At 61.7% G+C, this 25,998-nt stretch carries 23 protein-coding genes and 2 tRNA genes; 20 read left to right on the forward strand and 5 right to left on the reverse strand.

The window, feature by feature from the left end; translation table 11 throughout:
* From F2P44_RS08575 to F2P44_RS08590, 4 genes are all read right to left on the reverse strand, one after another.
* Positions 1 to 2,148 carry a TonB-dependent siderophore receptor gene (locus F2P44_RS08575; protein ID WP_229423461.1) on the reverse strand — a complete coding sequence of 716 codons (2,148 nt, stop codon included), beginning with the start codon at positions 2,146 to 2,148 and terminating at the stop codon, positions 1 to 3.
* A gap of 576 nt (positions 2,149 to 2,724) precedes the next feature.
* Positions 2,725 to 3,294 carry a hypothetical protein gene (locus F2P44_RS08580; RefSeq protein ID WP_167086281.1) on the reverse strand — a complete coding sequence of 190 codons (570 nt, stop codon included), beginning with the start codon at positions 3,292 to 3,294 and terminating at the stop codon, positions 2,725 to 2,727.
* 123 nt (positions 3,295 to 3,417) lie between these two features.
* Positions 3,418 to 4,353 carry an NAD(P)/FAD-dependent oxidoreductase gene (locus tag F2P44_RS08585; protein WP_167086282.1) on the reverse strand — a complete coding sequence of 312 codons (936 nt, stop codon included), beginning with the start codon at positions 4,351 to 4,353 and terminating at the stop codon, positions 3,418 to 3,420.
* Positions 4,354 to 4,444: 91 nt separating this feature from the next.
* Positions 4,445 to 5,359 carry a cation diffusion facilitator family transporter gene (locus F2P44_RS08590; protein WP_167086283.1) on the reverse strand — a complete coding sequence of 305 codons (915 nt, stop codon included), beginning with the start codon at positions 5,357 to 5,359 and terminating at the stop codon, positions 4,445 to 4,447.
* 128 nt (positions 5,360 to 5,487) lie between these two features.
* Between F2P44_RS08590 and F2P44_RS08595 the strand changes: the two genes are divergently transcribed.
* The 12 genes from F2P44_RS08595 (at position 5,488) to F2P44_RS08650 (ending at position 16,387) form a co-directional block, all read left to right on the forward strand.
* Positions 5,488 to 5,564 (forward strand) — tRNA-Val (locus F2P44_RS08595).
* 67 nt (positions 5,565 to 5,631) lie between these two features.
* Positions 5,632 to 5,708: transfer RNA gene (locus tag F2P44_RS08600), tRNA-Val, on the forward strand.
* Between the two features lie 207 nt (positions 5,709 to 5,915).
* The gene (gene thrS, locus F2P44_RS08605; protein ID WP_167086284.1) at positions 5,916 to 7,823 is read left to right on the forward strand and encodes a threonine--tRNA ligase; all 1,908 of its coding nucleotides are present in this window, start codon (positions 5,916 to 5,918) and stop codon (positions 7,821 to 7,823) included.
* Positions 7,777 to 8,394 carry a translation initiation factor IF-3 gene (infC, locus tag F2P44_RS08610; RefSeq protein WP_082692043.1) on the forward strand — a complete coding sequence of 206 codons (618 nt, stop codon included), beginning with the start codon at positions 7,777 to 7,779 and terminating at the stop codon, positions 8,392 to 8,394. Before thrS ends, infC begins: the two co-directional genes overlap by 47 nt.
* Before the next feature lie 377 nt (positions 8,395 to 8,771).
* A complete protein-coding gene (rpmI, locus tag F2P44_RS08615) occupies positions 8,772 to 8,969 on the forward strand; it encodes a 50S ribosomal protein L35 (RefSeq protein WP_054262960.1) in 198 nt (65 codons plus the stop codon).
* 27 nt (positions 8,970 to 8,996) lie between these two features.
* The gene (gene rplT / locus F2P44_RS08620) at positions 8,997 to 9,356 is read left to right on the forward strand and encodes a 50S ribosomal protein L20 (protein ID WP_054262959.1); all 360 of its coding nucleotides are present in this window, start codon (positions 8,997 to 8,999) and stop codon (positions 9,354 to 9,356) included.
* 124 nt (positions 9,357 to 9,480) lie between these two features.
* A complete protein-coding gene (gene pheS / locus F2P44_RS08625) occupies positions 9,481 to 10,497 on the forward strand; it encodes a phenylalanine--tRNA ligase subunit alpha (protein WP_167086285.1) in 1,017 nt (338 codons plus the stop codon).
* 17 nt (positions 10,498 to 10,514) lie between these two features.
* The gene (pheT, locus tag F2P44_RS08630; protein ID WP_167086286.1) at positions 10,515 to 12,941 is read left to right on the forward strand and encodes a phenylalanine--tRNA ligase subunit beta; all 2,427 of its coding nucleotides are present in this window, start codon (positions 10,515 to 10,517) and stop codon (positions 12,939 to 12,941) included.
* A gap of 107 nt (positions 12,942 to 13,048) precedes the next feature.
* The gene (locus F2P44_RS08635) at positions 13,049 to 13,396 is read left to right on the forward strand and encodes an integration host factor subunit alpha (protein WP_054262956.1); all 348 of its coding nucleotides are present in this window, start codon (positions 13,049 to 13,051) and stop codon (positions 13,394 to 13,396) included.
* A gap of 9 nt (positions 13,397 to 13,405) precedes the next feature.
* Positions 13,406 to 13,816 (forward strand): MerR family transcriptional regulator, encoded by a 411-nt coding sequence (locus F2P44_RS08640; RefSeq protein WP_167086287.1) that lies wholly within the window; start codon positions 13,406 to 13,408, stop codon positions 13,814 to 13,816.
* A 204-nt stretch (positions 13,817 to 14,020) separates the two neighbouring features.
* Complete coding sequence (locus F2P44_RS08645; protein WP_054262954.1) at positions 14,021 to 14,653, forward strand: response regulator transcription factor; 633 nt, start codon at positions 14,021 to 14,023, stop codon at positions 14,651 to 14,653.
* A 201-nt stretch (positions 14,654 to 14,854) separates the two neighbouring features.
* Complete coding sequence (locus F2P44_RS08650; RefSeq protein WP_167086288.1) at positions 14,855 to 16,387, forward strand: CHASE3 domain-containing protein; 1,533 nt, start codon at positions 14,855 to 14,857, stop codon at positions 16,385 to 16,387.
* On the opposite strand, the gene F2P44_RS08655 is transcribed toward F2P44_RS08650, so the two are convergent.
* A complete protein-coding gene (locus tag F2P44_RS08655) occupies positions 16,287 to 17,096 on the reverse strand; it encodes a Crp/Fnr family transcriptional regulator (RefSeq protein ID WP_167086289.1) in 810 nt (269 codons plus the stop codon). The genes F2P44_RS08650 and F2P44_RS08655 overlap by 101 nt on opposite strands.
* Before the next feature lie 321 nt (positions 17,097 to 17,417).
* On the opposite strand from F2P44_RS08655, the gene F2P44_RS08660 reads away from it, so the two are divergent.
* From F2P44_RS08660 to F2P44_RS08695, 8 genes are all read left to right on the forward strand, one after another.
* On the forward strand, positions 17,418 to 18,083 hold the full coding sequence (locus tag F2P44_RS08660) for a response regulator transcription factor (protein WP_167086290.1): 666 nt from the start codon (positions 17,418 to 17,420) through the stop codon (positions 18,081 to 18,083).
* Positions 18,080 to 19,423 (forward strand): sensor histidine kinase, encoded by a 1,344-nt coding sequence (locus tag F2P44_RS08665; protein WP_167086291.1) that lies wholly within the window; start codon positions 18,080 to 18,082, stop codon positions 19,421 to 19,423. Before F2P44_RS08660 ends, F2P44_RS08665 begins: the two co-directional genes overlap by 4 nt.
* A 154-nt stretch (positions 19,424 to 19,577) precedes the next feature.
* Positions 19,578 to 20,159: a GspH/FimT family pseudopilin gene (locus tag F2P44_RS08670; protein ID WP_167086292.1), complete on the forward strand. Its 582-nt coding sequence runs from the start codon at positions 19,578 to 19,580 to the stop codon at positions 20,157 to 20,159.
* 15 nt (positions 20,160 to 20,174) lie between these two features.
* Complete coding sequence (gene pilV / locus F2P44_RS08675) at positions 20,175 to 20,618, forward strand: type IV pilus modification protein PilV (protein WP_167086293.1); 444 nt, start codon at positions 20,175 to 20,177, stop codon at positions 20,616 to 20,618.
* Positions 20,615 to 21,427, forward strand: coding sequence for a PilW family protein (locus F2P44_RS08680; protein ID WP_167086369.1), 813 nt, complete (start codon positions 20,615 to 20,617; stop codon positions 21,425 to 21,427). The genes pilV and F2P44_RS08680 overlap by 4 nt, the downstream gene beginning before the upstream one ends.
* Positions 21,427 to 21,981: a pilus assembly PilX family protein gene (locus tag F2P44_RS08685; protein ID WP_167086294.1), complete on the forward strand. Its 555-nt coding sequence runs from the start codon at positions 21,427 to 21,429 to the stop codon at positions 21,979 to 21,981. The genes F2P44_RS08680 and F2P44_RS08685 overlap by 1 nt, the downstream gene beginning before the upstream one ends.
* A 32-nt stretch (positions 21,982 to 22,013) precedes the next feature.
* A complete protein-coding gene (locus F2P44_RS08690) occupies positions 22,014 to 25,484 on the forward strand; it encodes a pilus assembly protein (RefSeq protein ID WP_167086295.1) in 3,471 nt (1,156 codons plus the stop codon).
* A complete protein-coding gene (locus F2P44_RS08695; protein ID WP_167086296.1) occupies positions 25,481 to 25,897 on the forward strand; it encodes a type IV pilin protein in 417 nt (138 codons plus the stop codon). The genes F2P44_RS08690 and F2P44_RS08695 overlap by 4 nt, the downstream gene beginning before the upstream one ends.
* Positions 25,898 to 25,998: the final 101 nt, after the last annotated feature.

Here is a 25,998-nt window from a genome sequence, read left to right on the forward strand (position 1 = left end):
TCAGTATGTCCAGCTGAGGGTGGCGCTGGCGTTGCGTGGCGCCGCGTAATAAGCCTGCTTCCAGTACAGCGAGGTCAGGTACTTTTTATCCGTGACGTTGTTCAGGTTCAGGGCCAGCGTCACGTTGCGGTTGATCTCGTAGCGCGCCATCAGGCCCAGCACGGCGTAGCTATCCTGGCGCGTGACGACGCCTGGCTCCTGCTCGCGCTCGATATCGCTCTGCCAGTTGAGGTTGGCGCCGACCTTGAGCTGCGGCACGGCTGGCAAGCGGTACGTGGTCGACATGCGCAGCAGGCGGCGCGGCACGTAGGTCTTGGCGGCCTTGCCCTGGCTATCTTCCACTTTCAGGCGGGTGAAGCCGGCGCTGGCCATCCAGCCTTTGCTCAATTCGCCCGAGAGTTCCACTTCCGCACCAGTCGATTCGGCATCGATGCCGTGATAGTAAGTCTTGGCGCCATTCATGTCGGCCTGTTCGGCGGTATTGTTCTGGCGCGCGCGGAAGATGGCGCCGGAGAAGCTGGCCTTGCCATCGAACAGGTCGCCCTTGAAGCCGGCCTCGGCGCTGCTGCCCATGATCGGATCGAGCGCGACGCCGTTGATGTCCTGTTCGCTTTGCGGGCTAAAAATCTCGGTGTAGCTGGTGTACAGGCTGAGCTGGGGCGCCACGTCGTAGACCAGGCCCACGTAGGGCGAGGTCTTGCTGGCCGATTTTTGCTTGCTGCTGCCGTAGGACAGGCCGGTGGAATCGGCCTTGGTCGCGTTAAAGCCAGCCAGCAGCTTGACCTTGTCGGCCAGCGCGAAGCGTGCCGCCGCGTAGACGGTCTTGCGCACGTCTTCGTAGGTGCTGCCGTCGAAACGGTCATCGAATTCCGGCTGCGGATAGGCGCCGGTAAAGTCGGTGGCCGCCGTGAGCGGGGTGCCGATGCCGCGGCCGTAGCCGGACAGGTCGTCCAGGCGCGAGCGCGACCAGCTGGCGCCGAAAGCCAGGTCGTGCTGGCGGCCCGCCAAGGTGAACTGTCCGCTGGCGCCGATGTCGAACAAGGTCTGGCTGTGATCCGAGCGGTAGGCGGACGGGTAGGAAAACAAGCCGTCGCCTGTTGCTTTGTCCGGCGTGCCGTACACGTAAAACAATTTCGAGCGGGACGATTCCTTGTTGTGGCTCAGGGTCGACTTGAGCGCCCAGCCCTGGCCCAGTTGATGATTCAGTTCGGCAAAGCTGCCCTTGGTCTTGTTATCCCAATGCGACCAGTTGGCCGAGGTGTTGGTGCCGCTCGGGTAGTTGGTCGGGCTGCCGTCTGTGTAGTACAGGGGCAGGGCGCCCCACATGCCGCCGCTGGACTTGTTGTCTTGCCAGGCGTGACCGATGCTGAGCAGGGTATCGCTGCCCAGTTTGGCTTCGACGATGCCGTAGGCGACATTTTTCCTGGTGGCGTAGCGGTCCAGGTAGGAATCGCCTTGCTGGCTGACCACCACCACGCGGCCCTTGACGCTGCCGCTGTCGTTGAGCGGGCTCGACATGTCGGCATCGAGCCGGCGCGTGTCCCACGAGCCGAGGGTCAGGCCGGCGCTGGCCGCCAGGGTGGGGCCGGGACGCTTGCGGATGAAATTGACGGTGGCGGACGGGTTGCCGGTGGACGCGGCCAGGCCGTTGGCGCCGCGCACGATGTCGACGCGGTCGAACAGGGCGGTGTCGAGCTTGCCCATCATATTGCCGAATACCAGAGGCGTGCCGACCCCGTCGACCTGGAAATTGATGATGTCGAAGCCGCGCGCGACATAATAGGTGCGGTCGGTTTCGACTTTTTCGACGGTAACGCCGGTGGTGTTGGCGAGCACGTCGTTGACGTTGTCGAGACGGAAATCGTCCATGCGCGCGCGCGTGACGACCGATACCGACTGCGGGGTTTCGCGCAGGGTCAGGTTGAGTTTGCTCGCGCTATCGCTGTCGCGTGCCTGGTAGCCGTTCTGGTCGTTCGCTCCGGTGATTGTAATGACGGGCAAGACGGCTGCATCGGGCGCCGTAACGGGCGCCTCGTCGGCGGCGCTGGCGGCGCCGGCATGGCCGAGCGCGAGCGACAGGGCGAGAACCAGCGGGCGCAAGCGGGGATGGGAAGACGACGGGACGGACGTGTTGATACGGCGCGGCATGCAAAAACTCCTGGAGTGAGAAAGATCGTCACTGGCTTGGAGACTGCAACCTGGCTTGTCAACGATGGGGTGCACCGTCGTAAAGACAAATGCGAATGATTCTCATTTTACCAAAAAGGGCAAGCGGGCGCAAACCTTGGGGGGTAGTGATGGGTGGTGGGCAATAGTGTGTCGACTGCGAGTGGCAGGGTATTGAAGCGGAGCATCTGCCCAGGCCCTATTGAAGGGCCATTACCAGATCGTCCCCCCGCGCAGGCGGGAACGCATGCGTTCCCGCCCAAGGCCTGTGCATTATCGCGGGCTTCGGAGCGGACTTGGGCCCCCGCCTGCGCGCTACACATTGCCCATATCTTTGCAATGCTCAATAAAATCAAGCACTTACAGCGGCTTTCAGTGACGCAGCCAGCTTCTACGTGTTTGATTTTTAAGCTGGTTTCAACAATGTGGGCATAGCATAGCGCCTGCGCGGGGGCGACGGCGCCGAAGAAAGCGCGCATTGTCGATCACGCCTGCTACAGCCCGCCCGCTACCCGCAACGTGGAGCATCGCAGACCGTACGGCCATCTGGGGCGATGGTTAATAGTCGCAGCGGTAGAAATTCCCCATGATCGGCACCACGCGGCCGGCGCATTCGGCGAAGGGGAACAGCTCGCTGCTGGACCATGCCACGTGCCCCTTGGGCTCGGCAATGCGGCCGCTCGCATCGTAGATCACATAGGTGGTATCGGTCCCGACCGTGCCCCAGTCATAGGCCAGCACGGGACGCTTGCCGGGCGGGTGGGTTTGCATCTTTTTATCGAAGGCCTGGCCTTCCGACATCAGGTGCACCACGTTGGAGGCGCGCCCGACAGTGGCTTGCAGCAGTTCCGGCACGGAAAACAGCGCCGCCAGCACGACGATATAGGTCGCCATCGAGGCGGCCCGGCGCCAGTGGTGGTGGTGCAGGGCGCGCACCAGTCCGAACACCGAACACAGGCCGCCAAGCAGCGCGACCGGGAGGATCAGCATCCCCGCCACGCCCGAAAATGGCACCACCAGCACGAAGGCCAGCAGCGATGCGCTCAGGAGCCAGATGGGCCAACTGAAGTAGGCGTCGCCGCGGTGTGCGGGCGACGCGTGTTTGCTGCCGTGGGCGATAGTTGCCATGATCGTAAGCTTTCGCAAGTTGACTGGCTGCGTGTTTTTGTCCTGCCCGGCCAGTGGCGTGGCCTATATTGTCACTACCTTGCCGTTAGCGCAATTTGTTTTTGCTGTCGTGCGGGCCTTCCTCTATACGGGCCGCTCGCGAAAATGATAAGGCAAGGCATTGTGAATCCGGGTCGCGGCCACCGCAGCTTGCCCGGCGGCTACACTAATCTGGTTCAATCCCTGGGCTACGTCGCCGATGGCGTACACGCCTTGCACGGTGGTGGACTGGTGCTGGTCGACCTTGAGTTCCATGCAGGCCGAGGTCTGTGCGCCGAGGGGAACCGCCAGGTCGGAACGCGCCGTTTCGCCCAGCATGGGGTAGAGCACGTCGCTGTGGTAGGACTCGCCGTCTTCCGTGTGCATGACCGGCGTCATGCGCTCGCTCATGGTCACGCCCAGCAGCGGCGAGGTGATGTAGCGGATGCCGGCCTCAAGCAGGCGCTGGCGGTCGGCCGGGTCGACCAGGGCTTCCCGGGTGCGCTCGAACAGCATCACGTCGGCGGAAAAGGTGCGCATGAACAGCGCATGCCCGACCGGGTTGGTGTCGGAGGTGACCACGGCAATTTTCTGGTCGATCACGTCGAAACCATCGCACACGGGGCACAGCCGGACCGCGCCGCAGGCCACGGCATCGAGGAAATTTTCGATGGGCATGCCGGAATCGGCGATGCCGGTCGCCAGCAACACGGTGCGGGCGCGGATTTCTCCGCCCTCATGCGCGGCCACGAAGCAGCCGTCTTCGCGTACCAGGCGGGTCACTTCGCCCTGGATTACCTCGCCGCCGTAGCGCTGGAGCTGGTGGCGCAGTTTGTCGAGCAATGCCTGGCCGTGGATGCCGTCCGGGAAGCCGGGATAGTTATGCGTGACCGGAATCCAGCCGAGCCGGCAGTTGCCTTTGTCGACCAGGATAATATTGCGGCGGAAACGGCGCAGGTAAATGGCCGCCGTCAGCCCGCCGGGGCCGCCGCCAATGATCAGGGTGTCGTGGATGATGGGGGCGGGCGTGTAGGGGATCATGCCGCATTATCCCAACGGCACCTCAGGCGCGGCATCGGTGCGCCTCCCGCTGTCGGGTAAGACGGGGCTTACAGCGCCACGTGACGGCGAGTTAGTCGTGCGACTCGGGTTGCAGGGTCACATGGTCGATGCCGTGGCGGGTCAGCAGCATCTCCTTGACCGTGGCCAGCACCTGCGGCCAGTCGCGCAGGTTGCCAATGCGCAGATGGCCGATCAGGGCCGGTTGTCCCGGCGACATATCCCACACATGCAAGTCGTGCACCGACAGCACGCCCGGCACGGCGGCCAGGTCGGCGCCGACTTGCAGGTAATCGATCTGGTGCGGCACACCTTCCATCAGCGCATGGTAGGAGTCGCGCAGGATGCCGACGGTCGACTTCAGGATCAGCATGGAGACAAAGAGCGACAGCAGCGGGTCGATCGGCATCCAGCCGGTGAAGTAAATCACGGCGCCGGCCGCGATCGCCGCGATCGAGCCCAGGATGTCGCCCATCACGTGCACCAGCGCGGCACGGGTGTTCATGCTTTCCTGGTCGCGCGAGAGCAGCCAGGCCACCAGCAGATTGATGGCCAGGCCGATGAAGGCGACCACGAACACGGTGCCGCCCTGTACCTGCTGCGGCGCGCTGAAACGGTGCACCGCTTCAAACACGATCCAGCCGACCACGGCCAGCATGGCCAGCGCGTTGACAAAGGCGGCCAGCGCTTCGGCGCGGCCGAAGCCGAACGAGTGGCGCGCCGAGGGCGGACGCTTGGCGATCAGTTGCGCCAGCAGCGCCAGGCCCAGCGCGGCGGCATCGGTGACCATGTGGCCGGCGTCGGAAATGAGGGCCAGCGAATGGGAGAGGAAGCCGGTCAGCACTTCGATCACGGCAAATGCCAGGGTCAGGCTCAAGGCCAGGGCCAGCGCACCCTGGCTGCGGCCGACGCTGACGTGGGTATGTTTGGCATCGCCCCTGTGGTGGGCGTGCAGGTGGGCGGAGGAGGGTGTCGGTTTGGCGTGCATGGGCAGGAGTGTAATAGAAAAAAGCGTCCGATTTCCCTGCCGCCAGCCGGGGTACTTCCTGGCGCCTGAACATCGTGTTTAAAAAGCGCTTGTCATCCCGGGGATGGCTCTCTATAATGCTGGTCTTCGGGCGGTTAGTTCAGCTGGTTAGAATACTTGGTCGACATCCAAGGGGTCGGGGATTCGAATTCCTCACCGCCCACCAGTTTTTGCAGTACAAGGTAGTAAATGCAGTAAGGCAGAGTTGTTCCAGCAACGCTCATGCTATATCAGGGCGGTTAGTTCAGCTGGTTAGAATACTTGGTCGACATCCAAGGGGTCGGGGATTCGAATTCCTCACCGCCCACCAGAACATGCAGTACTGAGTAAGAGAGAGAAAGGCACCATGGTTATGACACCGCGAACTACGACGGAGTTGTTCCAGCGACGCTAGTCGAGGTGTTTTCTTTTGCTTATTCAAAATGAAAAAACGCGGCTAGTCCGCGTTTTTTTTCGTCCGCGTTTTTGTTTGCACTTTTGTTTGTACTTAAATAGCAGTTTCGTTCAGGAGAACAGCATGGTTTCAGTCCGCCTTCCCGATGGTTCAGAGCGCCAGTTTGATGGCCCAGTCACCGTAGCCCAGGTCGCAGCCAGCATCGGTACAGGCCTGGCCAAAGCGGCACTGGCCGGCAAAGTCGACGGCAAAGTCGTCGATACCTCTTTCCTGATCGAGCAACATGCCGATCTGGCCATCATCACCGATAAAGATCCCGAGGGCCTGGACGTGATCCGTCACTCCACCGCCCACTTGCTGGCGTACGCGGTCAAGGAACTGTACCCGGAAGCCCAGGTCACCATCGGCCCGGTCATCGAGAATGGCTTCTTCTACGATTTCGCGTACAAGCGCCCGTTTACGCCGGAAGACCTGGTGGCGATCGAAAAGAAAATGACCGAACTGGTCAAGAAAGACGAGAAAGTCACGCGCAGCGTGCTGCCGCGCGACGAGGCGGTGGCCTACTTCAAGTCGATCGGCGAAGCCTACAAGGCGGAAATCATTTCGTCGATTCCTGCTGGTGAGGACGTGTCGCTGTACGCCGAAGGCGGTTTCACCGACCTGTGCCGCGGCCCGCACGTGCCGAACACCGGCAAGCTGAAAGTGTTCAAGCTGATGAAAGTGGCGGGTGCCTACTGGCGCGGCGACTCCAAGAACGAGATGCTGCAGCGTATCTACGGCACCGCCTGGCTCAAGAAGGAGGACCAGGAACTCTACCTGCACAATCTGGAAGAGGCGGAAAAGCGCGACCACCGCAAGCTGGGCAAGCAGCTCGACTTCTTCCACTTCCAGGATGAAGCGCCGGGCTTGATTTTCTGGCATCCGAAGGGTTGGTCGATCTGGCAACAGGTTGAGCAATACATGCGCAATGTGTACCAGGTTAATGGCTATCAGGAAGTCAAGGCGCCGCAGATCCTGGATCGCGGCCTGTGGGAAAAGACCGGTCACTGGGATAACTATCGCGAAAACATGTTCGTCACCGAATCGGAAAACCGTTCGTACGCACTGAAACCGATGAATTGCCCTGGCCACATCCAGATTTTCAATTCCGGCATGAAGAGCTACCGCGACCTGCCGCTGCGCTACGGCGAGTTCGGCCAGTGCCACCGCAACGAGCCGTCCGGCGCGCTGCACGGCATGATGCGGGTGCGCGGTTTTACCCAGGACGATGGCCACATTTTCTGTACCGACGAGCAGATTCCGGGTGAGGTGGCAGCCTTCCACGCGCAGGCGATGGAAGTCTACACCGCCTTCGGCTTTGAAAATATCGATGTCAAGCTGGCCCTGCGTCCGGACAGCCGCATCGGCAGCGAGGAAAGCTGGGATATCGCCGAGGAAGCGCTGCGCAGCGCGCTGCGTGCCTGTGGCGTCTCCTGGACCGAACTGCCGGGCGAGGGCGCGTTCTACGGACCGAAGATCGAGTACCACCTGAAAGACAGCCTGGGCCGCGCATGGCAGGTCGGCACGGTACAGATCGATCCCTCGATGCCGGGCCGCCTGGGCGCAGAGTACACGGCTGCGGACAACACCAAGAAGGTGCCGGTCATGCTGCACCGCGCGATCGTCGGTTCGCTGGAGCGTTTCATCGGCATCCTGATCGAAAACTACGCCGGCGCGATGCCGCTGTGGCTGGCGCCGGTGCAGGTGGCGGTGCTCAATATCTCGGACGCGCAGGCCGACTACACCCAGGAAATCGCAACGAAGTTGCGCAAACTGGGGTACCGCGTTCACGCTGATTTGCGCAACGAGAAAATTACGTTTAAAATACGTGAACATTCCGTCCAAAAACTGCCGTACATCCTCGTGATTGGCGACAAGGAGCGGGATGCCAACACTGTGGCCGTGCGAGCTCGTGGCAATGTCGATTTGGGCGTAATGTCCATCGATGCCCTGGTGGAACGCCTCAAACACGAGGTCGATTCCAAGGCTTGAGAGTTCATTCTCGACGCGGCTAATTCATCAGATTTTAAAAGGAAACAACATAGCTACTGACAAGTCGCATCGCATCAATGGCGAAATCACCGCCCCCGAAATGCGTTTATCCGGGGTGGAAAACGAGCCGCTTGGCATTGTGAGCCTGGCTGAGGCTTTTCGTCTGGCCGAAGAAGCGAACGTAGATCTGGTGGAAATTGCGCCAACCGCGCAACCACCGGTATGCCGTCTGATGGACTACGGCAAGTTCAAATATTCGGAACAGAAGAAGGCGCACGAAGCCAAATTGAAGCAAAAGATCATTCTCGTGAAGGAAGTCAAATTCCGTCCGGGTACTGATGATGGCGATTACAATATCAAGCTGAAAAACCTGATGAAGTTCCTCGATGAGGGTGACAAAACCAAGATCACGCTGCGTTTCCGCGGCCGTGAGATGGCGCACCAGGACATCGGCTTCCGCATGCTGGAACGTTTGAAGGCCGATCTTGAGCCGTATGGCCAGGTCGAGCAGTTCCCGAAGATGGAAGGTCGTCAGATGATCATGATCCTCTCGCCGAAGAAGAAGAAATAAAGCAAAGAACGGGCTGCCCAGGCAGCTTGTGCAAAGAAGCGCCCCGTCACGCAAGTGCCAGGGGCGCTTTGTTTTGTTTTGAGCGTTTGTCGTAAGCATGAGGTTGGCGTCGCGCCCATTCCCCTGAAACCGTCATCCCCGCCTGCGCGGGGATGACGGTTTTAAGGGGAGGGGCTTCGGGGGCAACTCCGGTGTGCAAGCGTGTGTCACAAAGAAACTTTACCCCAACAAGCTTGCATTTGCAGGCAACTTCTGTGTTATGATCTCCGGCTTCCTCCTTCACTGGCGGAAGACAATGTGAAAGCAGGCATCTAAGTGCAGCACAGCGTTGCCACCTGCAATCCTATAATGGAGCTGTCCGGAAGGACAGAACTGCTATGCCTAAAATGAAGACCAAAAGCTCCGCGAAGAAGCGTTTTCGCGTGCGTCCAGGTGGAACCGTTAAATCGGGTCACGCTTTCAAACGTCACATCCTGACCAAGAAAACCACCAAGAGCAAGCGCCAACTGCGCGGAATCACGAACGTCGATGCAGCGGATGTCAAGTCCGTCATGCGTATGATGCCGTCGGCTTAATCTCACCACTCAATTTAAGGAGTTACTATGCCTAGAGTAAAACGTGGGGTTACAGCTCGTGCCCGTCATAAGAAAATTCTTGTACAAGCTAAAGGCTACCGTGGTCGCCGCAGCCGTGTATACCGTGTTGCCAAGCAAGCAGTCATGCGCGCTGGCCAATACGCTTACCGCGATCGCCGCAACAAGAAACGCGTATTCCGCCGCCTGTGGATCGCCCGTATCAACGCCGCTTCCCGTGAGCATGGCGTAACGTACAGCGTATTCATGAACGGCCTGAAAAAAGCATCTATCGAACTGGACCGTAAAGTCCTGGCCGATATGGCTGTGATGGACAAGCCGGCCTTCGCCGCGATTGTCGCAGCAGTGAAAGCCAAGATCGCTGCGTAAGCAATGATCGATGCAAGTGCCATCTCCGGGTGGCGCGCAAAGAGCGGGGCAGAGGTTCAAACCTGTGCCCCGTTTTTGATTGTGGCGCGTGCGCCAGTCCCGCTCAACAGGAAAAAAACATCGCATGAACTCCCTGGAAGAACTCGTCGTCTCGGCACAGGCTGACTTTATCGCCGCCGAAGATGCTGCCGCACTGGAAAACGCCAAAGCCAAGTACCTTGGCAAGACTGGCCAGATTACCGAGCAAATGAAGGGCCTGGGCAAGCTCGACCCGGAACAGAAAAAGGCCCAGGGCGCGCTGATCAACGCCGCCAAGGTCCAGATCGAAAACGCCCTGACCGCACGGCGCGATGCGCTGGCTAATGCCCAGCTCGAAGAGCGCCTGAACGCCGAAGCGATCGATATCACCCTGCCGGGGCGCGGACGCTCTGGCGGCGGCATCCACCCGGTGATGCGCACCTGGGAACGGGTCGAGGAAATCTTCCGCTCGATCGGTTTCGATGTGGCCGACGGCCCCGAAATCGAGACCGACTGGACCAATTTCACGGCGCTCAACAGCCCGGAAAACCACCCGGCCCGCTCGATGCAGGACACCTTCTACATCGAAGGCAAGGACAGCACCGGCAAACCGCTGCTGCTGCGCACCCACACCAGCCCGATGCAGGTACGCTACGCGCGCACCCACACGCCGCCGATCAAGGTGATCGCACCGGGCCGCACCTACCGCGTCGACAGCGATGCGACCCATTCGCCGATGTTCCACCAGGTCGAAGGCCTGTGGATCGCCGAAGACATTTCCTTCGCCGACCTGAAGGGCGTGTACCTGAACTTCGTCAAGGCCTTCTTCGAGACCGACGATTTGCAGGTGCGCTTCCGTCCCTCGTACTTCCCGTTCACCGAACCGTCGGCCGAGATCGACATTGCGTTTGGCAGCGGCCCGCTCAAAGGGCGCTGGCTGGAAGTCTCGGGCGCCGGCCAGGTGCACCCGACCGTGGTGCGCAACTTCGGGCTCGATCCGGAAAAATTCATCGGCTTCGCGTTCGGCTCCGGCCTTGAGCGCCTGACGATGCTGCGTTACGGGATCAACGACCTGCGCCTGTTCTACGAAGGCGACCTGCGCTTCCTGAAGCAATTTAACTAATTCAAGGTTCACTGATTATGCAATTTTCCGAAAATTGGCTCCGTACCATGGTCGATCCGAAGATGACTTCGGATGAACTGGCTCACCTGCTGACCATGTCCGGCCTGGAAGTGGAAGAAGTCGAAGCGGTCGCGCCGCCATTCTCGAACGTGGTCGTGGCCGAAGTGCTGGAAGTGGCCAAGCACCCGAACGCGGACCGCCTGAACGTGTGCAAGGTCAATGTCGGCACCGGCACCTTGCTCAATATCGTGTGCGGCGCGCCGAACGTGCGCGCCGGCATGAAGGCCATCTGCGCCATGGCTGGCGCGATCCTGCCGCCGGGCGCGGACGGCAAGCCATTCGTGATCAAGGTCGGCGAGCTGCGCGGCGTGGAATCGCAGGGCATGATGTGCTCGGCCAAGGAATTGAAACTGTCCGAGGAAACGAGCGGCCTGATGGAGTTGCCGGAAGATGCGCCGGTCGGCCAGAATATCCGCGACTACCTCGCACTGAACGACCTCAAGTTCACCATCAAGCTCACCCCGAACAAGGCGGACTGCCTGTCGGTGCTGGGCGTGGCGCGCGAAGTGTCGGCCCTGACCGGCACCCCATTGACCCTGCCGCAGACCCGTTCCGTGCCGGTCAACGGCAGCGAAATCCTGCCGGTGAAGATCAGCGCGCCGGACCTGTGCGGCCGCTTTTCGGGACGCGTCATCCGCGGCCTGAACGCCAGGGCAGCCACGCCGGACTGGATCCGCCAGCGCCTCGAGCGCAGCGGCCAGCGTCCGCTGTCGGCCCTGATCGATATTTCCAACTACGTCATGCTGGAACTGGGCCGTCCGTCGCACGTGTTCGACATGGACAAGATCCAGGGTGCGCTCGATGTGCGCTGGGGTAAGAAGGGCGAGTCCCTGAAACTCTTGAACGGCAATACCATCGAGGTGGACGACTGGGTCGGCGTGATCGCCGACGACAAGGAACTCGAATCGCTGGCCGGCATCATGGGCGGCGACGCCACTTCGGTCTCGCTCGACACCAGCAATATCTACCTGGAAGCGGCGTTCTGGTGGCCGAACGCCATCCAGGGCCGCGCGCGCCGCTTCAATTTTTCAACCGATGCGGCGCACCGCTTCGAGCGCGGCGTCGATTTCGCCACGACCGTCGAGCACATCGAGCGCATCACCGCGCTGATCGTTGAAATCTGCGGCACCCAGGGCACCGTGGTCAGCCCGATCGACGACCAGATCGTCAACGTGCCGCTGCCGAAAGCGGTCACCCTGCGCACCGCGCGCGCGCAAAAGGTGATCGGCGTGCCGATCACCGACGCCATGGTGGCCGACATTTTCACCCGCCTGGGCTTGCCGTTCACGCAGGAACCCGGCCTGTTCTCCGTCACCGCGCCGACCTACCGTTTCGACATCGAAATCGAGGAAGACCTGATCGAGGAAGTGGCGCGCGTGTATGGCTTCGAGAACATCCCGGCGCTGCCGCCGGTGGCTGCCAGCCAGATGATCATCGCGCCGGAAAACACCCGTTCGCTGTTCGCCGTGCGCCACCAGCTGGCCGACCTCGGCTACCAGGAAGTGGTGAACATGAGTTTCGTCGATTCCGCATGGGAAACCGACTTCTCGGACAACACCGACCAGATCAAGCTGGTCAACCCGATTGCCAGCCAGATGAACGTCATGCGTTCCTCGCTGATCGGTTCCCTGGTCGCCAACGTACGCTATAACCTGAACCGCAAGGCGGGCAGGGTGCGCGCATTTGAAGTGGGCGCGATTTTCCGCCGCAATGCGCAAGCGCTTGATGGTCCGCTGTCGGTGGCCGGTTTCGACCAGCCCAAGCGCGTGGCGGGCATTGCCTACGGTCCGGCGCTGGACGAACAATGGTCGCTCAAGTCGGCCCCGGTCGACTATTTCGACGTCAAGGCCGATGTGGAAGCCCTGTTCGCGCCGCGCACCCTGCGCTTCGTGAAGACGGCCCACCCGGCCCTGCATCCGGGGCGCTCGGCGGTCATCGAGCTCGACGGCAAGGATATCGGTTTCATCGGCGAACTGCACCCGCGCTGGCTGCAAAAGTACGACTTGCCGCAGGCGCCGGTCTTGTTCGAGGTGGATGCCATTGCGTTGCAGCAACGATCCGTGCCAAGCTATGAAGAGATCTCGAAATTCCCGGGCGCCACGCGCGACCTGGCGTTCGTGGTCAAAAACACGGTGGCGGCGCAAGACTTGCTCGATGCTTTTGCCGCGGAACTGCAGGTAAATCCAGCAGGAAAGATTGTGCAAGCCATTGTTTTGTTTGATGAATATCGCGGAAAAGGGATCGAGGCCGACGAAAAAAGCCTTGCTTTCCGCTTTGGCTTGCAAGATACTCAAACCACCCTGCAGGACGATGTGGTCGAAGGCGTCATGAAGGCGCTGGCGGCCTCGGCCCAGCAGAAACATGACGCGAAGCTGCGTTCATAACCGATCCCACGAGCAGTAACGATACGAGGCAGGGCTGTAAAATTAATAACAACGACGTTGATTCCGCCGTACTCCAGTCGGCGCTGGCAGCCGACCTGCACCGTGCGATGCAGGTCGCCAGGGTTCGCCAGGACGCGGAGAAGAATCTCCCGACCCTGACCAAGGCCGAGCTGGCCGAACTGCTGTTCGAGCAGGTCGGCCTGAACAAGCGCGAAGCCAAGGACATGGTCGAGACCTTCTTCGACGAGATCAGGAATGCGCTCGAACGCGGCGAAGCGGTGAAGTTGTCGGGCTTCGGCAACTTCCAGCTGCGCGACAAGCCGCAGCGGCCCGGGCGCAATCCCAAGACCGGCGAAGAAATCCCGATCACGGCGCGCCGCGTCGTGACCTTCCACGCCAGCCAGAAGCTCAAGGGCATGGTCGAAGAAACCAGCCCGATGGCGCGCGCCGCCTAAAGTGAACCGATGAACGATCGTGCGAGCAAGGCTGATCTGATCGTGCTGCCGGCTATCCCGGCCAAGCGCTATTTCACGATTGGCGAAGTGAGCGAGTTGTGCGGCGTCAAACCGCACGTACTTCGCTACTGGGAGCAGGAATTTACCCAGCTTAAACCGGTCAAACGACGAGGAAACCGCCGCTATTACCAGCACCATGAGGTGTTGTTGATCCGTCGTATCCGTGAACTGTTGTACGAACAAGGCTTTACGATCAGTGGTGCGCGCAATAAACTCGATAGCCGCTTCGGGCAGCTGCTCGCGCCGCCGTCCGACGATGCTGGCGCGGCTGACGCCGTGGCGGCGCCGCCCAAGCTCGACCGGGCGGCGATCCGCAGCGAACTGGTCGCCATTCTGGCCCTGCTCACAGGCCCGGGCTAGGGCGGCGTGGGGGTCGCACCGTGCAGCGCAGGGGCCTCGTGCCCCTTTGCCGTTTTTGCAGCGCCGTGCGCGCGCGCCGCGCGCTGTGCTGTCATACGTGTTTGTACTGAACAGCCAGAGTGCTAGAATACTAACGCATGCGCAGTGCCGGGCGCGTGGTTTGCCTCGGCTCTTTCCTATGCAAGGATAATTTAAGGGAAGACAATGATACGCGTTGCCATATGTGACGATCACCAGATAGTACGTGCAGGTTTTAAACAGATTTTTTCTTCGTCGCCCGACTTCGATGTCGTGGCCGAAGGGGCCACCGGGCGCGAAGCGCTGGACATCGCGCGTCGCGAAATTTGCGACGTGCTGCTGCTCGATATCGCCATGCCTGACCAGAGCGGCATCGACATCCTGCGCACCATCCGCCAGGGGCAGCCGAACCTGCCGGTACTGATCCTGTCCGGCTATCCGGCCCAGCAATATGCGCTGAACCTGTTCAAGATGGGCGCCAACGGCTATCTGAACAAGGAATGCGAGGCCGACGAGCTCAAGACGGCGGTGCGCACCGTGTTCCAGGGCCGCCGCTACGTCAGTTCGACCGTCGGCGAATTGCTGGCCCAGAGTTTCGACCGCGATCCCAACACGGCGCTGCATACCGAGCTGTCGGACCGCGAGTTCCAGGTCTTCCTGCGCCTGGCCAAGGGCGCGACCGTGTCCGATATCGGCGTGGCCCTGTCGCTGAGCATCAAGACGGTGTCGACCTACCGCACCCGGATCATGGAAAAAATGGGCTTGCAGTCGAACAGCGACCTGACCTATTACGCCATGAAAAACAACCTGCTCGACTGATCCGCCGCCGGGCTGGCCCCGGCGCCGCCTGGCCCGCACCGTCCCGCCCTGCCGCCCGGCGCGGCGCCGCCATCCCCGCCGCGCAATGCGCGCGCACCTGCCCGTCACTACCCCTTACAGTCCAGCTCGGCTGCGCCCCGGCAGTTACGGGACTATAATTGCCCCCTGGCCGGCTCTGCAGTGCGCAAAAGGATTTCCAGGATGTATTTTTCCACCGAACCACCCGTCACAACCGGGTTACCGTTCTATAAGACGGTGGTGTGCCTGACGTGCGTGCTGATCCTCATCATCAATGGCGTCAGCCTGTTCCTCAACCTCGGTTCGCTCAAGGGCGCCAACGAGATCCAGGGCCAGACCGCCAAGGTGATCGACAAGGTCCAGTATGTGAACGTGCTGATCATGGATGCCGAAAGCAGCTTGCGCGGCTATTTCCTGTCCGGTTCCGAAGTCTACCTGGGGCCGCTGCGCACGGCGTCGTCCGAGATCGATGCCCAGTTCGGCGAACTCGACCGCCTGCTGGCCGACAGTCCTTCCCAGCGCCGCAACCTGGCCCAGCTGCACACCCTGGTCTACCGCCGGCTCGACACCATGAACCAGGTGCTCGACGTGTACCGCCAGGGCGGGCTGGCCGACATCCTCAAGATTGCCGGGACCTCCGACAGCAAGGCCGAGATGGATGAAATCCGCCTGCAAGTGGTGATCCTGGTGCAGGAACAGAATGAATTGCTGGCTGCGCGCAGCGCCACCTTTTACCGCGAATACCAGCATGCGGTGTTTTTGGGGATCAGCATCAACGCCATGGCGATCCTGGTGCTGGCCCTGTTCTACCGCCTGATCCGGCGCAGCTACTTCGCCCGCGCCACGACCCAGCGCGCGCTGGAAAACGCCAACGACAACCTCGAATCGATGGTGGTGCTGCGCACCGAACAGCTGTCGGTGCTCTCGCGCCACCTGATCAGCGTGAGCGAGGAGGAAAAGGCGCGCCTGGCGCGTGAACTGCACGATGAATTGGGCGCCAACCTCACCTCGATCAATATCGACATGAATGCCGTGGCCGACACCGTGCGCGCCACCCAGCCCGCGCTGGCCGTGATGCTCGACCGCGCGCGCGCGACCCTGGTCGATACGGTGGAATTGAAGCGCCGCATCGTCGAAGACCTGCGCCCCAGCCTGCTCGACCACCTGGGCTTGTCCGCCGCCGTGCAAAGCTATTGCGAGGAGTTCGGCCGGGTCACGGGGCTCGATTGCGAAGCGCTGATCGATGGTGACGTCGATGTCGCCGGGCCCATGCATGCGATTGCCGTGTTCCGCATCGTGCAAGAGTCGCTCAACAACATCGCCAAGTATGCCCAGGCGCGCCAGGTGATCGTGCACCTGGGGCGCGAAGCGGGTGGCTTGTCGCTGGAAGTGAGCGACGATGGCGTCGGCATCGAGGGCGACGCCGTGGCCAAGCCCAAGTCGCACGGCTTGCTGGGAATGCGCGAACGCGCCTTGCTGCTGGGGGGGAGTTTGCGGGTGAAGCGCGGAGTCAATAACCTGGGAACCTGCGTGGAAGCGTTCATTCCCCTGTCGCGCGTCGCCGACAGCGGCGACAACGGCAACCCGGCGCCGGAAGACCCGGCGCCGCTGCCATTTAGCGGGCTACATCCATCAGAAGGCGATCGTACTCCGTCTTTGCGACCTTATAGCATTCGCCGGCATACTCCTCCAGGCCCTGGCGGTCAATCACCGTGATATTGCCGCGGCGGTATTGAATCAAGCCATCGTCCTGCAGCTTGCCAGCGGCGGCCGTGATGCTTTCGCGGCGCACGCCGAGCATGATGGAAATGAGTTCCTGGGTCACTTTCAGTTCGTTCGATGCGGAGCGGTCGAGGCGGTCGAGCAGCCAGCGGCACAGCTTTTGTTCGATCGAGCTGTGGCGCCCGCCGACGGCATTCTGGGCCATCTGGGCAAACAGCGCATTGGTGTAGCGCATCAGCAGCTGGGGCAGTGCGCCGCCCTGGTTGAAGGCGTCGCGCAGGTACTGGGTCTTGAGGCGGTAGCCGTAGCCCGCGCTCTGGACCACGGCGCTGCACATGGCGCGTTCGCCCATGAACAGCGACATGCCGACCACGCCTTCATGCCCGACCACGGCGATCTCGGTGGTGGCGCCATCTTCCATGACGTACAGCAGGGAAACGATGGCCGTCGTCGGAAAGTACACGTTTTCGAGCTTGCTGCCGTATTCAAACAGTTCTTTGCCAAAAGGCAGGGCCACGAGTTCCAGGTGATCGAACAGGGTTTCGAGATCGTGACGGGGAAGGGCGGCCAGCAACTCGTTCTGCTGGGTACCGCTAAAGCTGACAACGGGGCGGGACGCAACTTTTGACTCGTGCGCGTCGGCAGGAATCTGGCCGACCGGTACTGCGTTTTGGACGGTAGCACCAAGTTGAGTGTTGTTCATTTTTATTCCTCACTATCTGAGACGGACTTCAAGGGCGCTTCACCTGGACTTGCAGTGAATCGCGATGTACGAACAGTAAAGCCTCCGTCTGTTGGCGAACATAAGACTGGCAGTCGCCCCCCTGTAGGTTCACTGCATAAATCCTTGTGGGCCCAGTCCTACTGGGGGAAATCGCTATAAATGGTCATTTTGCTAACATGTTAAGGTGGGTGAACGTACAGAACTTGCACAAAGCGACTGTTTGGGGCTGCGGCAAGGCTTGGGATTTGCCCCTGCCATGCCTCATAATATGAATATCACAACTTACAGAGAGCCACGCGCATGCACGTATTACTGGTCGAAGACGATGCCGTGCTGGCCGATGGCCTGACCCGCCTGCTGCAAGGCCACGGCATGGTGGTCGACGTGGTCGGCAGCGGTACCCAGGCCGACCAGTTGCTGCAGCGCGCCGAGGTGGCGGTGGTGGTGCTCGATATCGGCCTGCCCGGCATCGATGGCTTCGAGGTGGTGCGGCGCCTGCGCGCGCGCGGCAGCAACGTGCCGGTGCTCTTGCTGACCGCGCGCGACGCCATCGAAGACCGGGTGCGCGGGCTGGAACTGGGCGCCGACGATTACCTGGTCAAGCCCTTCGCCACGCCCGAACTGGTGGCGCGCATCAAGGCCCTGGCCAGGCGCAACACGCCCAAGCCGGTCAGCCTGTCGCTGGGACGGCTGACGCTCGACACCTACACCAAGCGCGCCCGCATCGACGAGCGCGTGATCGACCTGTCGGTGCGCGAGTGGGCCGTGCTCGAATACCTGCTGCAGCACGGCGCGCGGGTCGTGTCCAAGCAGCAGATCATCGACGCCATCCTGCCGTGGGGCGAAGACCTGACCCTGAACGCGGTCGAAGTCTATATTTCGCGCCTGCGCCTGAAGATCGCCGACGCCGGCATCAGCATCCGCACCATCCGCGGCTTTGGCTACATGCTCGAACAGCATCCATGATCAGTATCCGGCTGCGCCTGCTGAAATGGCTGATCGTGCCGATTTTGCTGATCAATGTGGCGGGCGCGGCGCTGACCTACATGCTGGCCTGGATTCCGGCCCAGCTGGCGTTCGACCAGAGCCTGGCCGACGCCGCCGGTGCGCTGGCGGCGCGCCTGCGTCCGGGCCATGGCAGGGCCGAGATCGACCTGCCGCGCCAGGCCGAGCAAGTGCTGCGGGCCGACGATGCCGATGTCCTGTACTTCATCGTGCGCGGCGAAGATGGCAAGGCGCTGGCCGGGGACAGCGATTTTCCGGCGCTGGCCACGCCCAGTAGCCAGGCCTATGACGACACCATCCGCGGCGAACCGGTGCGGGTCACCAGCCGCATGGTGCTGGCCGGCGGCGAAAAGATCCGCATCGGCGTGGCCAAGACGCTGCGCAAGCGCAAGCAAATCCGCTCGGCCACGGTGCGCGCGCTGATGCTGGTCGAGTCCCTGTTTACCGTGGCGCTGGTCGGGCTGATCTGGTTTTCGGTCACCAACGGCCTGCAACCGCTGGCGCGCATGCGCGCCAACCTGCTGGCGCGCGAGGGCAACGAGCTCGCGCCCATCGATGGCGCCGCCATTCCCGATGAACTCAGTCCGGTCGTCAACGCCTTCAATGAGCTGCTCGACAAGGTGCAAACCGGCGCGCGCGCCCAGCACGATTTTTTGGCCGACGTCGCGCACCAGCTGCGCACGCCCCTGGCCGGGCTCAAGCTGCAGCTTGAATGGCTGGGCGCGCGCCACCAGGCCGACCCCGACACCGTCCATTCGGTGCGCCTGATGCTGCTCTCGAACGAACGCATGATCCGTCAGACCAACCAGTTGCTGGCCCTGGCGCGCGCCGAGCCGGCCCGCTTCGAAAAAACCCGGCTCGAACGGCTCGACCTGTCGGTGCTGATCGAGCAGGTAATCCAGTATTTCGTCGACGAAGCGGGCAAGAAACGCATCGATATCGGTTTCGAGCTGCAGCCGACCCGGGTCAGCGGCGACAGTTTCCTGCTGCGCGACCTGATCGACAACCTGATCGACAATGCCGTGCGCTACACCCCGGACGCGGGCACCGTGACGGTCCGCTGTTATCGGGAAGGCAAGTGCGGGGTGCTGGCGGTGGAAGATTCCGGCCCCGGCATCCCGCCGCACCAGCGCGCCACGGTGTTCCAGCGCTTCGTGCGCCTCGACGACAAGATTCCCGGCAGCGGCCTGGGGCTGGCGATCGTGCGCGACATCGCCCAGGCCCACGGCGCCACGGTCGAGATCGGCAACGGCCCTGGCGGCGCCGGCGTGCAATTCGTGGTCAGGTTTCCCGCCAGCTGAGCATGGTTGTCGTATTTATCGCGCGAAAAGGCGGTTTACTTCGCCTTGTCAGCATTCTGTCAGCCTTTCCTCAGTGTAATGCAAGCTTCGTTCTTTATAATTAGCAACAACAGGGGCATTCCGTCCCGGCTATCTACTTCAAAGGTGCAGGATGATGTTATCTGCGAAACCAAACAGAGCACGCGGCTTTTCGCTCACCGAGTTGCTGGTCACGCTGACCATTATCGGCGTGACCAGTGCCATCGGCTTTCCCATGTTGACCGAATACGTCGACGATGCGGCCGTGTCGACCCAGGCCGATCTGATGCTCGACACGCTCAATTACACCCGCTCCGAAGCGGTCAAGCGCAATACCCGGGTCACGATGTGCCGCAGCGCCACGGGCACGAGCTGCGCGGTGGGGGTCACCTCCGGCGACTGGCGCATGGGCTGGATTGTTTTTGTCGATGACACCGTCGGCGGCACTGTCGGGCAGGTCGACGCCACCGAAACCGTGCTGCGCGCGCAATCGAAGTTTTCGGGACGCGGCCAGCTGGTCGCTACCGGCGGCGTGCAGAACTTTGTGTCGTATGCCAGCAATGGCCAGACCAGGGATCAGGCCGGGTTGGCCATTGCCGGCAATTTCTTCATGTGCGGCAAATCGGTCAAGACCAAGCGCAGGCGCATTGCGCTGACCGCCGGCACCGGCTGGGTCGGAGCGACGATCCTCAGCCCCGCAAGCAGCTGCTCAGCTTAAAAAGGAGATTTAGAAATGCGACGTCAACAGGGTTTTTCGATGCTTGAAGTATTGATCACGATGATCGTGATCAGTGTCGGCTTGCTCGGCATTGCCGGGCTCATCATCACCAACATGAAAGCCAACCACAGCGCCTACTCGCGCGGCCAGGCGACCATCCTGGCGATGGATATCATCGACCGCATGCGCGCCAACCGCAATATCGCCCAGGCCGGCGCGCCGTACGTGATCGATGTCAATGCGGCCACCCCGGCCGCGGCGGCGACCGTGGGCGACCGTGACATCAAGGAATGGCGCGATGCGCTTGCCAGTGCGCTCAAGGAAGGCACCGGCGGGGTGGCCTTCGACGTCGATGGCAATGTGACCGTCACCATCCAGTGGGACGACACGCGCGCCACGGGCGACGGCGCCAGGATCGGCCTGAAGAAGCAAACATTTACGCAGGAGACGCGGTTATGACAGTTCGTCCAAGCGCGCCGCGCCAGCTCGGCGCAAGCAAGCAGCAGGGTATCGGCCTGGTAGAAGTGCTGGTGGCCATGACGGTCGGCCTGGTGCTGCTCGGTGGGGTGGGCTATATGTTCATCGGCTCGAAGCAGATGAACACGGCCCAGACCGATATGGTTCGCATCCAGGAGAGTACCCGCAATGCCCTCGACGTGGTTGGCACGGCCCTGCGCCAGGCCGGCTACCGGCTCAATATGAACCGCATCGAAATCGAGGGCCGGTCGGTCGAAGGCACCGTCGGTGGCGACTCGGATACCCTGATCGTGCGCCACGATCCGAACTGGGTTGTCGATACGGCCGTGCCGCCGAACCGCATGCTGGGCCGCGAGCGCAACTGCGTCGGGGTCGACATCACCTCCGACAATGCATTCAATCCGGCGACGGCGGGTGCCCAGATCAACAATAACCTGATCATCTACCAATTCAGGGTCTTGAACGGTCAGCTGATGTGCTACGCCAACGCCTCCGCGACAGCGCCCGGCACGGGCGTGGTCGTGGCCGACAATGTCGAGCGGATGAAGATCACCTACGGGATCGGCGTCGGGGGCGGCCAGGAAACGGTCACCACCTATGTGGCGGCACCGGCCGATTTCACCCACGTGTCGGCCGTGCGCGTCAGCCTGCTGTTGCGCGGCCCGTCCGGCGGCGTCACGGTCGGCCCGCAAACGGTCAGTTTCAATGGTGCCAACGTCACCACCAATGATGGCCACCTGCGCCGGGTTGTCACCGCCACCTTCAACGTTCGCAATCGGTCGAGGTTCTAATGTCCCACGCTACTTTTTTCCGTCCACGGGCCACGCAATCGGGCGCCGTTCTGGTGACCGGACTGGTTTTTTTACTGGTCCTGACGATGTTCGTCCTCGCCCTGGTGCGTAGCGGCACGCTCGAAGAGCGCATGGCGCGCAATGCGCGCGACCAGCACATGGCGCGGGAAGCGGCCGAAGCGATCTTGCGCGACGGCGAAACCGTGTTGTTCAACAAGGCGCCCTTCGATCCTTACGATTCCTCGGCGTTTTCGCCGAAGTGTCCGAATGGGCTGTGCTTCAAGCCGGGCGCCGCGTCCAGCTGGGATAGCGTCGACTGGAAGGACCCGGCCGTCACGCGCGGCTTCTCCGCTGCCGCCCTCGACCTGGCTGAGATCACGACCCAGCCACGTTATATCGTTGAAATGATCACGCCACCTGCGAAGGCAAGCAGTTCCGGAGACTGCGATTACGGTGTCGTACGGCTTACCGCGCGTGGCCAGGGTAATGGCGGCGCGACCTCCTTTGTGCAAACCACCGTGCGCTTTCGTGTGTATTCCAAAATTTGCGATTAGTACTGCAACCACCCTTCTGCGGGAGAATTCTCATGCAACTGAAAACAAAAGTCGCCGTCGGGGCGGGCCTCGTCGGCCTCGCCACCGCGGCAATCGTCACCGTCATGGCGGCAGCGCCATTCGATTCGGCCCAGCAGCCGATCGGCTATGTCGGCCAGCCGGTCGCGTCCAATAGCAATGTGGGCAGTGGCACTGCCCGGATGTTTGCCATCGATTACAACGCCGCCACCCTGGGCGGCAACGTGCACTCGTTTCCGATCAGTACCACGGGCGCCATCGGCACCACCGATAACTGGAGCGGCGGTGCCGAGGCCATGATCGCGGCCCAGGCGCTGGCAGGCAAGCGCAATATCGTGACCATGAGCGACGCAGCGACCCCGTCCGGTATTCCATTTACCTGGGCCACGCTGTCGACCGCCCAGCGCAACCTGGTCGACAAGGCTTCGGCCACGGCCAATAGCTCAGTGTCGCCGGTCGTCAGTTACCTGCGCGGCGTCAAGACCGGCGAAGGCACCACCTACCGTGTCCGTACCAGTTCGCTCGGCACGATCATCCATTCGACCCCGGTCTACTGGAAAGATGCGTCAGGCAATGAAACCGTGTATGTCGGCGCCAACGACGGCATGATGCACGCCATCGATGCGGTCACCGGCAATGAGCGCTTTGCCTACATTCCCCGCACCTTGTTGCCGCGACTGGAAGTACTCTCGAGCAAAACTTTCACGCCGCAATACTACGTCGATGGCCGTCTGGACGTGCGCAAGTTCAGCACCAAGACCGTTCTGGTCGGCACCCTGGGCGGCGGCGGCAAAGCCGTTTTTGCGCTCGATGTGAGCGATGGCGCGGCCGCCACCGAAGCGGGCGCCGCGGCAAAAGTCATGTGGGAAGTGAACAATACCTCCACCGGCTTTGCCAACCTGGGCGATACCTATGGCGCGCCAGTGCTGACCCGCTTGCTCAAAAAGAAGGCAGTTTTGCCAACCGAGCAAAACGAGTATTATGAAGCGCTGGTGATGGGCAATGGCTACAACAACAAGGGTACAGGTGCTGCCTCCTTGCTGGTGATCGATGCCCTGACCGGTAAGCTGATCAAGGAAATCACCACCCCGGGCGGCAGCCCGACGGCGCCGAACGGCCTGTCGTCGCCGTCGCTGTGGGATACGGACGAAGACGGTGTCAAGGACACCGCCTACGCCGGCGACATCGACGGCAGCCTGTGGAAGTTCAATCTGAACGACCTGACGGCGGCGCCGGTGCAGGTGCACGTGCGCGAGGACAGCGATCCGGCGCGCGCCATCACCACGGCCCCGGGCCTGGTGCGCCACCCGAGCGGCGGCGTGCTGGTGGCGTTCGTCACCGGCCGTTTGTTTAATGAGGCCGACATGAAAGTGAACGATACCGTTCATTACGCTTACGGCATCCGCGACATTTCCGCCAGCAGCCTGCCGCTGCTCGAGCAGACCTTGACCGAGTACACCTTCGGTACCGGCGCCAGCGCAATCCGGGTACGGACATCGAGCAACAAGCCGATGAACTGGCTCACGAACCGCGGCTGGAAAGTAGCGCTGCCGAAAGGCGAACGCGTGGTTGGCGATGGTATCTTTATCATGGGCGATGTGTTCCAGTTCTTCAGTACCAATCCGACGGTCAGCACCACGGCCAAACCGCCTGGCGAAAACTGGTGGATGCAACTGAACTGGCTCACTGGCGGCAGTACCGGCGATGTCATTTTCGATCTGAACAGCGATGCCAAGTTTAACTCCGATGACATGGTCAAGGAGGCCGGCACCAACCTGAACCTGCCACCGGTAGGCCGCCATATGGGTGGGGGCGTGCGTTCGCAGCTGATCGGACTGTCGGCTGGCGGCCTGGACGTATACCAGTCCAATTTCGACCAGAACGATGCACCGAAACCGGACACGATCAACGTCAGCACCGCCACCGTCGGCGGCGAGCGCGGGGTCGCGGGCGGCCACTTCGATACCGATATTTTCTGCTACGACAAGTGCGGCGGCGCCACGACCTTAGGTTACTTTGGTGGTCCGGCTTCCGCCAGCGGACGGTACGCATTCGGGCGTGAAGCGACCACTGGTGCGGTTGCTAACCAGAACTACATTCACGTCCACGAATACGACGATATTTACGACGTGCTCGGCCTGAATATGCTGCACCCGAGCCAGGATGAGCAACGCCTTTCCTTGACCGTCGCCTCGTCGCAAGACACGTATTCGCCGAACCTGCCGCTCTTGATGAGCCAGAACAGCGGCCCGCCGAATCCGACGATCGTGTCGACCAGCAACTGGACTGGCAAGACGTCGAATGGCCAGGCCTCGCCTTCGAGTACCTATACGGAGGGCGCACGCACGGCTGTGGCCGGTTATCCGGTGACGGTGGTCGCCGCCGACGGCTCGATCACCTTCACGACCCAGGTCACCTATCTCACCACGCGCCGCTCCGTCGAAGTGAGGAACGTCCAAAAAGTATGGGGTACCAACAACACCTATTCGTATGAACAGCGGGTCATCGTCAGCACGTGGACCACGACCCAGACCATGGTCGATACGATCCCGAATACGCGCTTCAAGGTATTGGTGTCGAATCAAGCTTATTCGCCGGCCATCAAACTGAGCCTCCTCGGTTCGGACGGCACCGGCACGGGTGGCACCTACAGTGGCGCGGTGACGGGTTACCAGACCGGTGCCCTGACGGTTTCCACAATGCCTGCTTACAAGATGAATGACATCAAGGACTTGCAGGTATCGATGCCGCTCGACGCCTTCGTCGCCCGCGACTGGGGCAGCGGCATCGTGCGTAACGGCGTCCATCCGATCAAGCCGCAATGCGCCGGCGTGGTCGATGGCTACTCCGATCTGGGCCCGAAAGGCGAGTGGCGCAACGGTGCGCTGACCGTCCAGGTGGTCAAAGCCGACATCGCCCAAAGCGACGTCCAGCTCAACGTGGCGGGCCGTCCGGACCTGGGCTACCGCTTGGTTAATGGCAAACTGCAGGACAAGCTGGTTGCCGAGTATCTGATCTATTGGCACCATCCGACCAATCTGTGCATGGGCGATCCAGGCTGGACATTTGCCGCTGCGCCGGATAACGAGGCGTCCACCGCCATGCAAGGTTCGCCGGCACCCGGCGCGCTCGATCCGAAGGGTTCGTTCCAGCAAGGTAATGGCGATCCTGCGCCACCGACCAAGCCGGCGACCAATCCGCCACCGGTCGTCGTCGTCAATCCTGACGGCAGCACGACCACGACGACGATCAAGTACACCGACCTGGCAAGCGGCGGTTACGTGATTGAAACCACGGTCAAGATCAGCTGGCCGGCCTCGTCGGGCAGCCCGACAACCGGTATCGTCACGGGTGGCGCGGTCAGTCCCGGTGGGACCGACCCGTCCTGCACGGTCAACTGTGGTGGTGGTGTCGTCGATAAAAAAGGGCTACTGCAGGAAACAGCCACACTGGGCCGTATTAACTGGAGGGAGCTGCAGCGATGAAACACTTTCATTTGAATCGGCCGGCCGCCGGCTTCACCCTGATCGAATTGATGATCACGGTGGCCATCGTCGGAGTCCTGTCGGCGGTCGCGTTCGAGTCGTACACGAAGAACGTGCTCAAGTCCCAGCGTTCGGTCGCCAAGGGCGTGTTGATGCAAAACGCCCAGTTTCTCGAGCGTTACAACACGACCAAGGGCGACTATGCGGGGGGAACCCTGTCCTCGGCCACCTCGCCCAAGGACGTGGCTGTTGGGGCGGTGCGGTATAACATCACCAACACCATTTCGGCGGACGGATCGACCTTCTTGCTGAAGGCAACGCCGACCATCAAGCAGGCAGCCGATGAGTGCGGCACATTGACCTTGAGCAACACCGGGGTCCAGGGCCCCACCACGCCGGCCGACTGCTGGTAAGTAAATAAATAGCAGGACCCGGGCGCGGCTCTCCGCCGCGCCCGAATCAGTTCACACGAGCAGGGCAAGTATCGGTAAAATCCACGGTTTTGTGCGAGGCC

The organism is Massilia frigida, assembly GCF_011682175.1.
GTDB classification, from domain to species: Bacteria; Pseudomonadota; Gammaproteobacteria; order Burkholderiales; family Burkholderiaceae_D; genus Telluria_A; species Telluria_A frigida.

Coding starts and splice junctions, on each gene's coding strand:
- F2P44_RS08575 (WP_229423461.1), bottom strand. CDS start 2,148: ATGCCGCGCCGTATCAACACGTCCGTCCCGTCGTCTTCCCATCCCCGC.
- F2P44_RS08580 (WP_167086281.1), bottom strand. CDS start 3,294: ATGGCAACTATCGCCCACGGCAGCAAACACGCGTCGCCCGCACACCGC.
- F2P44_RS08585 (WP_167086282.1), bottom strand. CDS start 4,353: ATGATCCCCTACACGCCCGCCCCCATCATCCACGACACCCTGATCATT.
- F2P44_RS08590 (WP_167086283.1), bottom strand. CDS start 5,359: ATGCACGCCAAACCGACACCCTCCTCCGCCCACCTGCACGCCCACCAC.
- thrS (WP_167086284.1), top strand. CDS start 5,916: ATGGTTTCAGTCCGCCTTCCCGATGGTTCAGAGCGCCAGTTTGATGGC.
- infC (WP_082692043.1), top strand. CDS start 7,777: ATGCCCTGGTGGAACGCCTCAAACACGAGGTCGATTCCAAGGCTTGAG.
- rpmI (WP_054262960.1), top strand. CDS start 8,772: ATGCCTAAAATGAAGACCAAAAGCTCCGCGAAGAAGCGTTTTCGCGTG.
- rplT (WP_054262959.1), top strand. CDS start 8,997: ATGCCTAGAGTAAAACGTGGGGTTACAGCTCGTGCCCGTCATAAGAAA.
- pheS (WP_167086285.1), top strand. CDS start 9,481: ATGAACTCCCTGGAAGAACTCGTCGTCTCGGCACAGGCTGACTTTATC.
- pheT (WP_167086286.1), top strand. CDS start 10,515: ATGCAATTTTCCGAAAATTGGCTCCGTACCATGGTCGATCCGAAGATG.
- F2P44_RS08635 (WP_054262956.1), top strand. CDS start 13,049: ATGCAGGTCGCCAGGGTTCGCCAGGACGCGGAGAAGAATCTCCCGACC.
- F2P44_RS08640 (WP_167086287.1), top strand. CDS start 13,406: ATGAACGATCGTGCGAGCAAGGCTGATCTGATCGTGCTGCCGGCTATC.
- F2P44_RS08645 (WP_054262954.1), top strand. CDS start 14,021: ATGATACGCGTTGCCATATGTGACGATCACCAGATAGTACGTGCAGGT.
- F2P44_RS08650 (WP_167086288.1), top strand. CDS start 14,855: ATGTATTTTTCCACCGAACCACCCGTCACAACCGGGTTACCGTTCTAT.
- F2P44_RS08655 (WP_167086289.1), bottom strand. CDS start 17,096: ATGAACAACACTCAACTTGGTGCTACCGTCCAAAACGCAGTACCGGTC.
- F2P44_RS08660 (WP_167086290.1), top strand. CDS start 17,418: ATGCACGTATTACTGGTCGAAGACGATGCCGTGCTGGCCGATGGCCTG.
- F2P44_RS08665 (WP_167086291.1), top strand. CDS start 18,080: ATGATCAGTATCCGGCTGCGCCTGCTGAAATGGCTGATCGTGCCGATT.
- F2P44_RS08670 (WP_167086292.1), top strand. CDS start 19,578: ATGTTATCTGCGAAACCAAACAGAGCACGCGGCTTTTCGCTCACCGAG.
- pilV (WP_167086293.1), top strand. CDS start 20,175: ATGCGACGTCAACAGGGTTTTTCGATGCTTGAAGTATTGATCACGATG.
- F2P44_RS08680 (WP_167086369.1), top strand. CDS start 20,615: ATGACAGTTCGTCCAAGCGCGCCGCGCCAGCTCGGCGCAAGCAAGCAG.
- F2P44_RS08685 (WP_167086294.1), top strand. CDS start 21,427: ATGTCCCACGCTACTTTTTTCCGTCCACGGGCCACGCAATCGGGCGCC.
- F2P44_RS08690 (WP_167086295.1), top strand. CDS start 22,014: ATGCAACTGAAAACAAAAGTCGCCGTCGGGGCGGGCCTCGTCGGCCTC.
- F2P44_RS08695 (WP_167086296.1), top strand. CDS start 25,481: ATGAAACACTTTCATTTGAATCGGCCGGCCGCCGGCTTCACCCTGATC.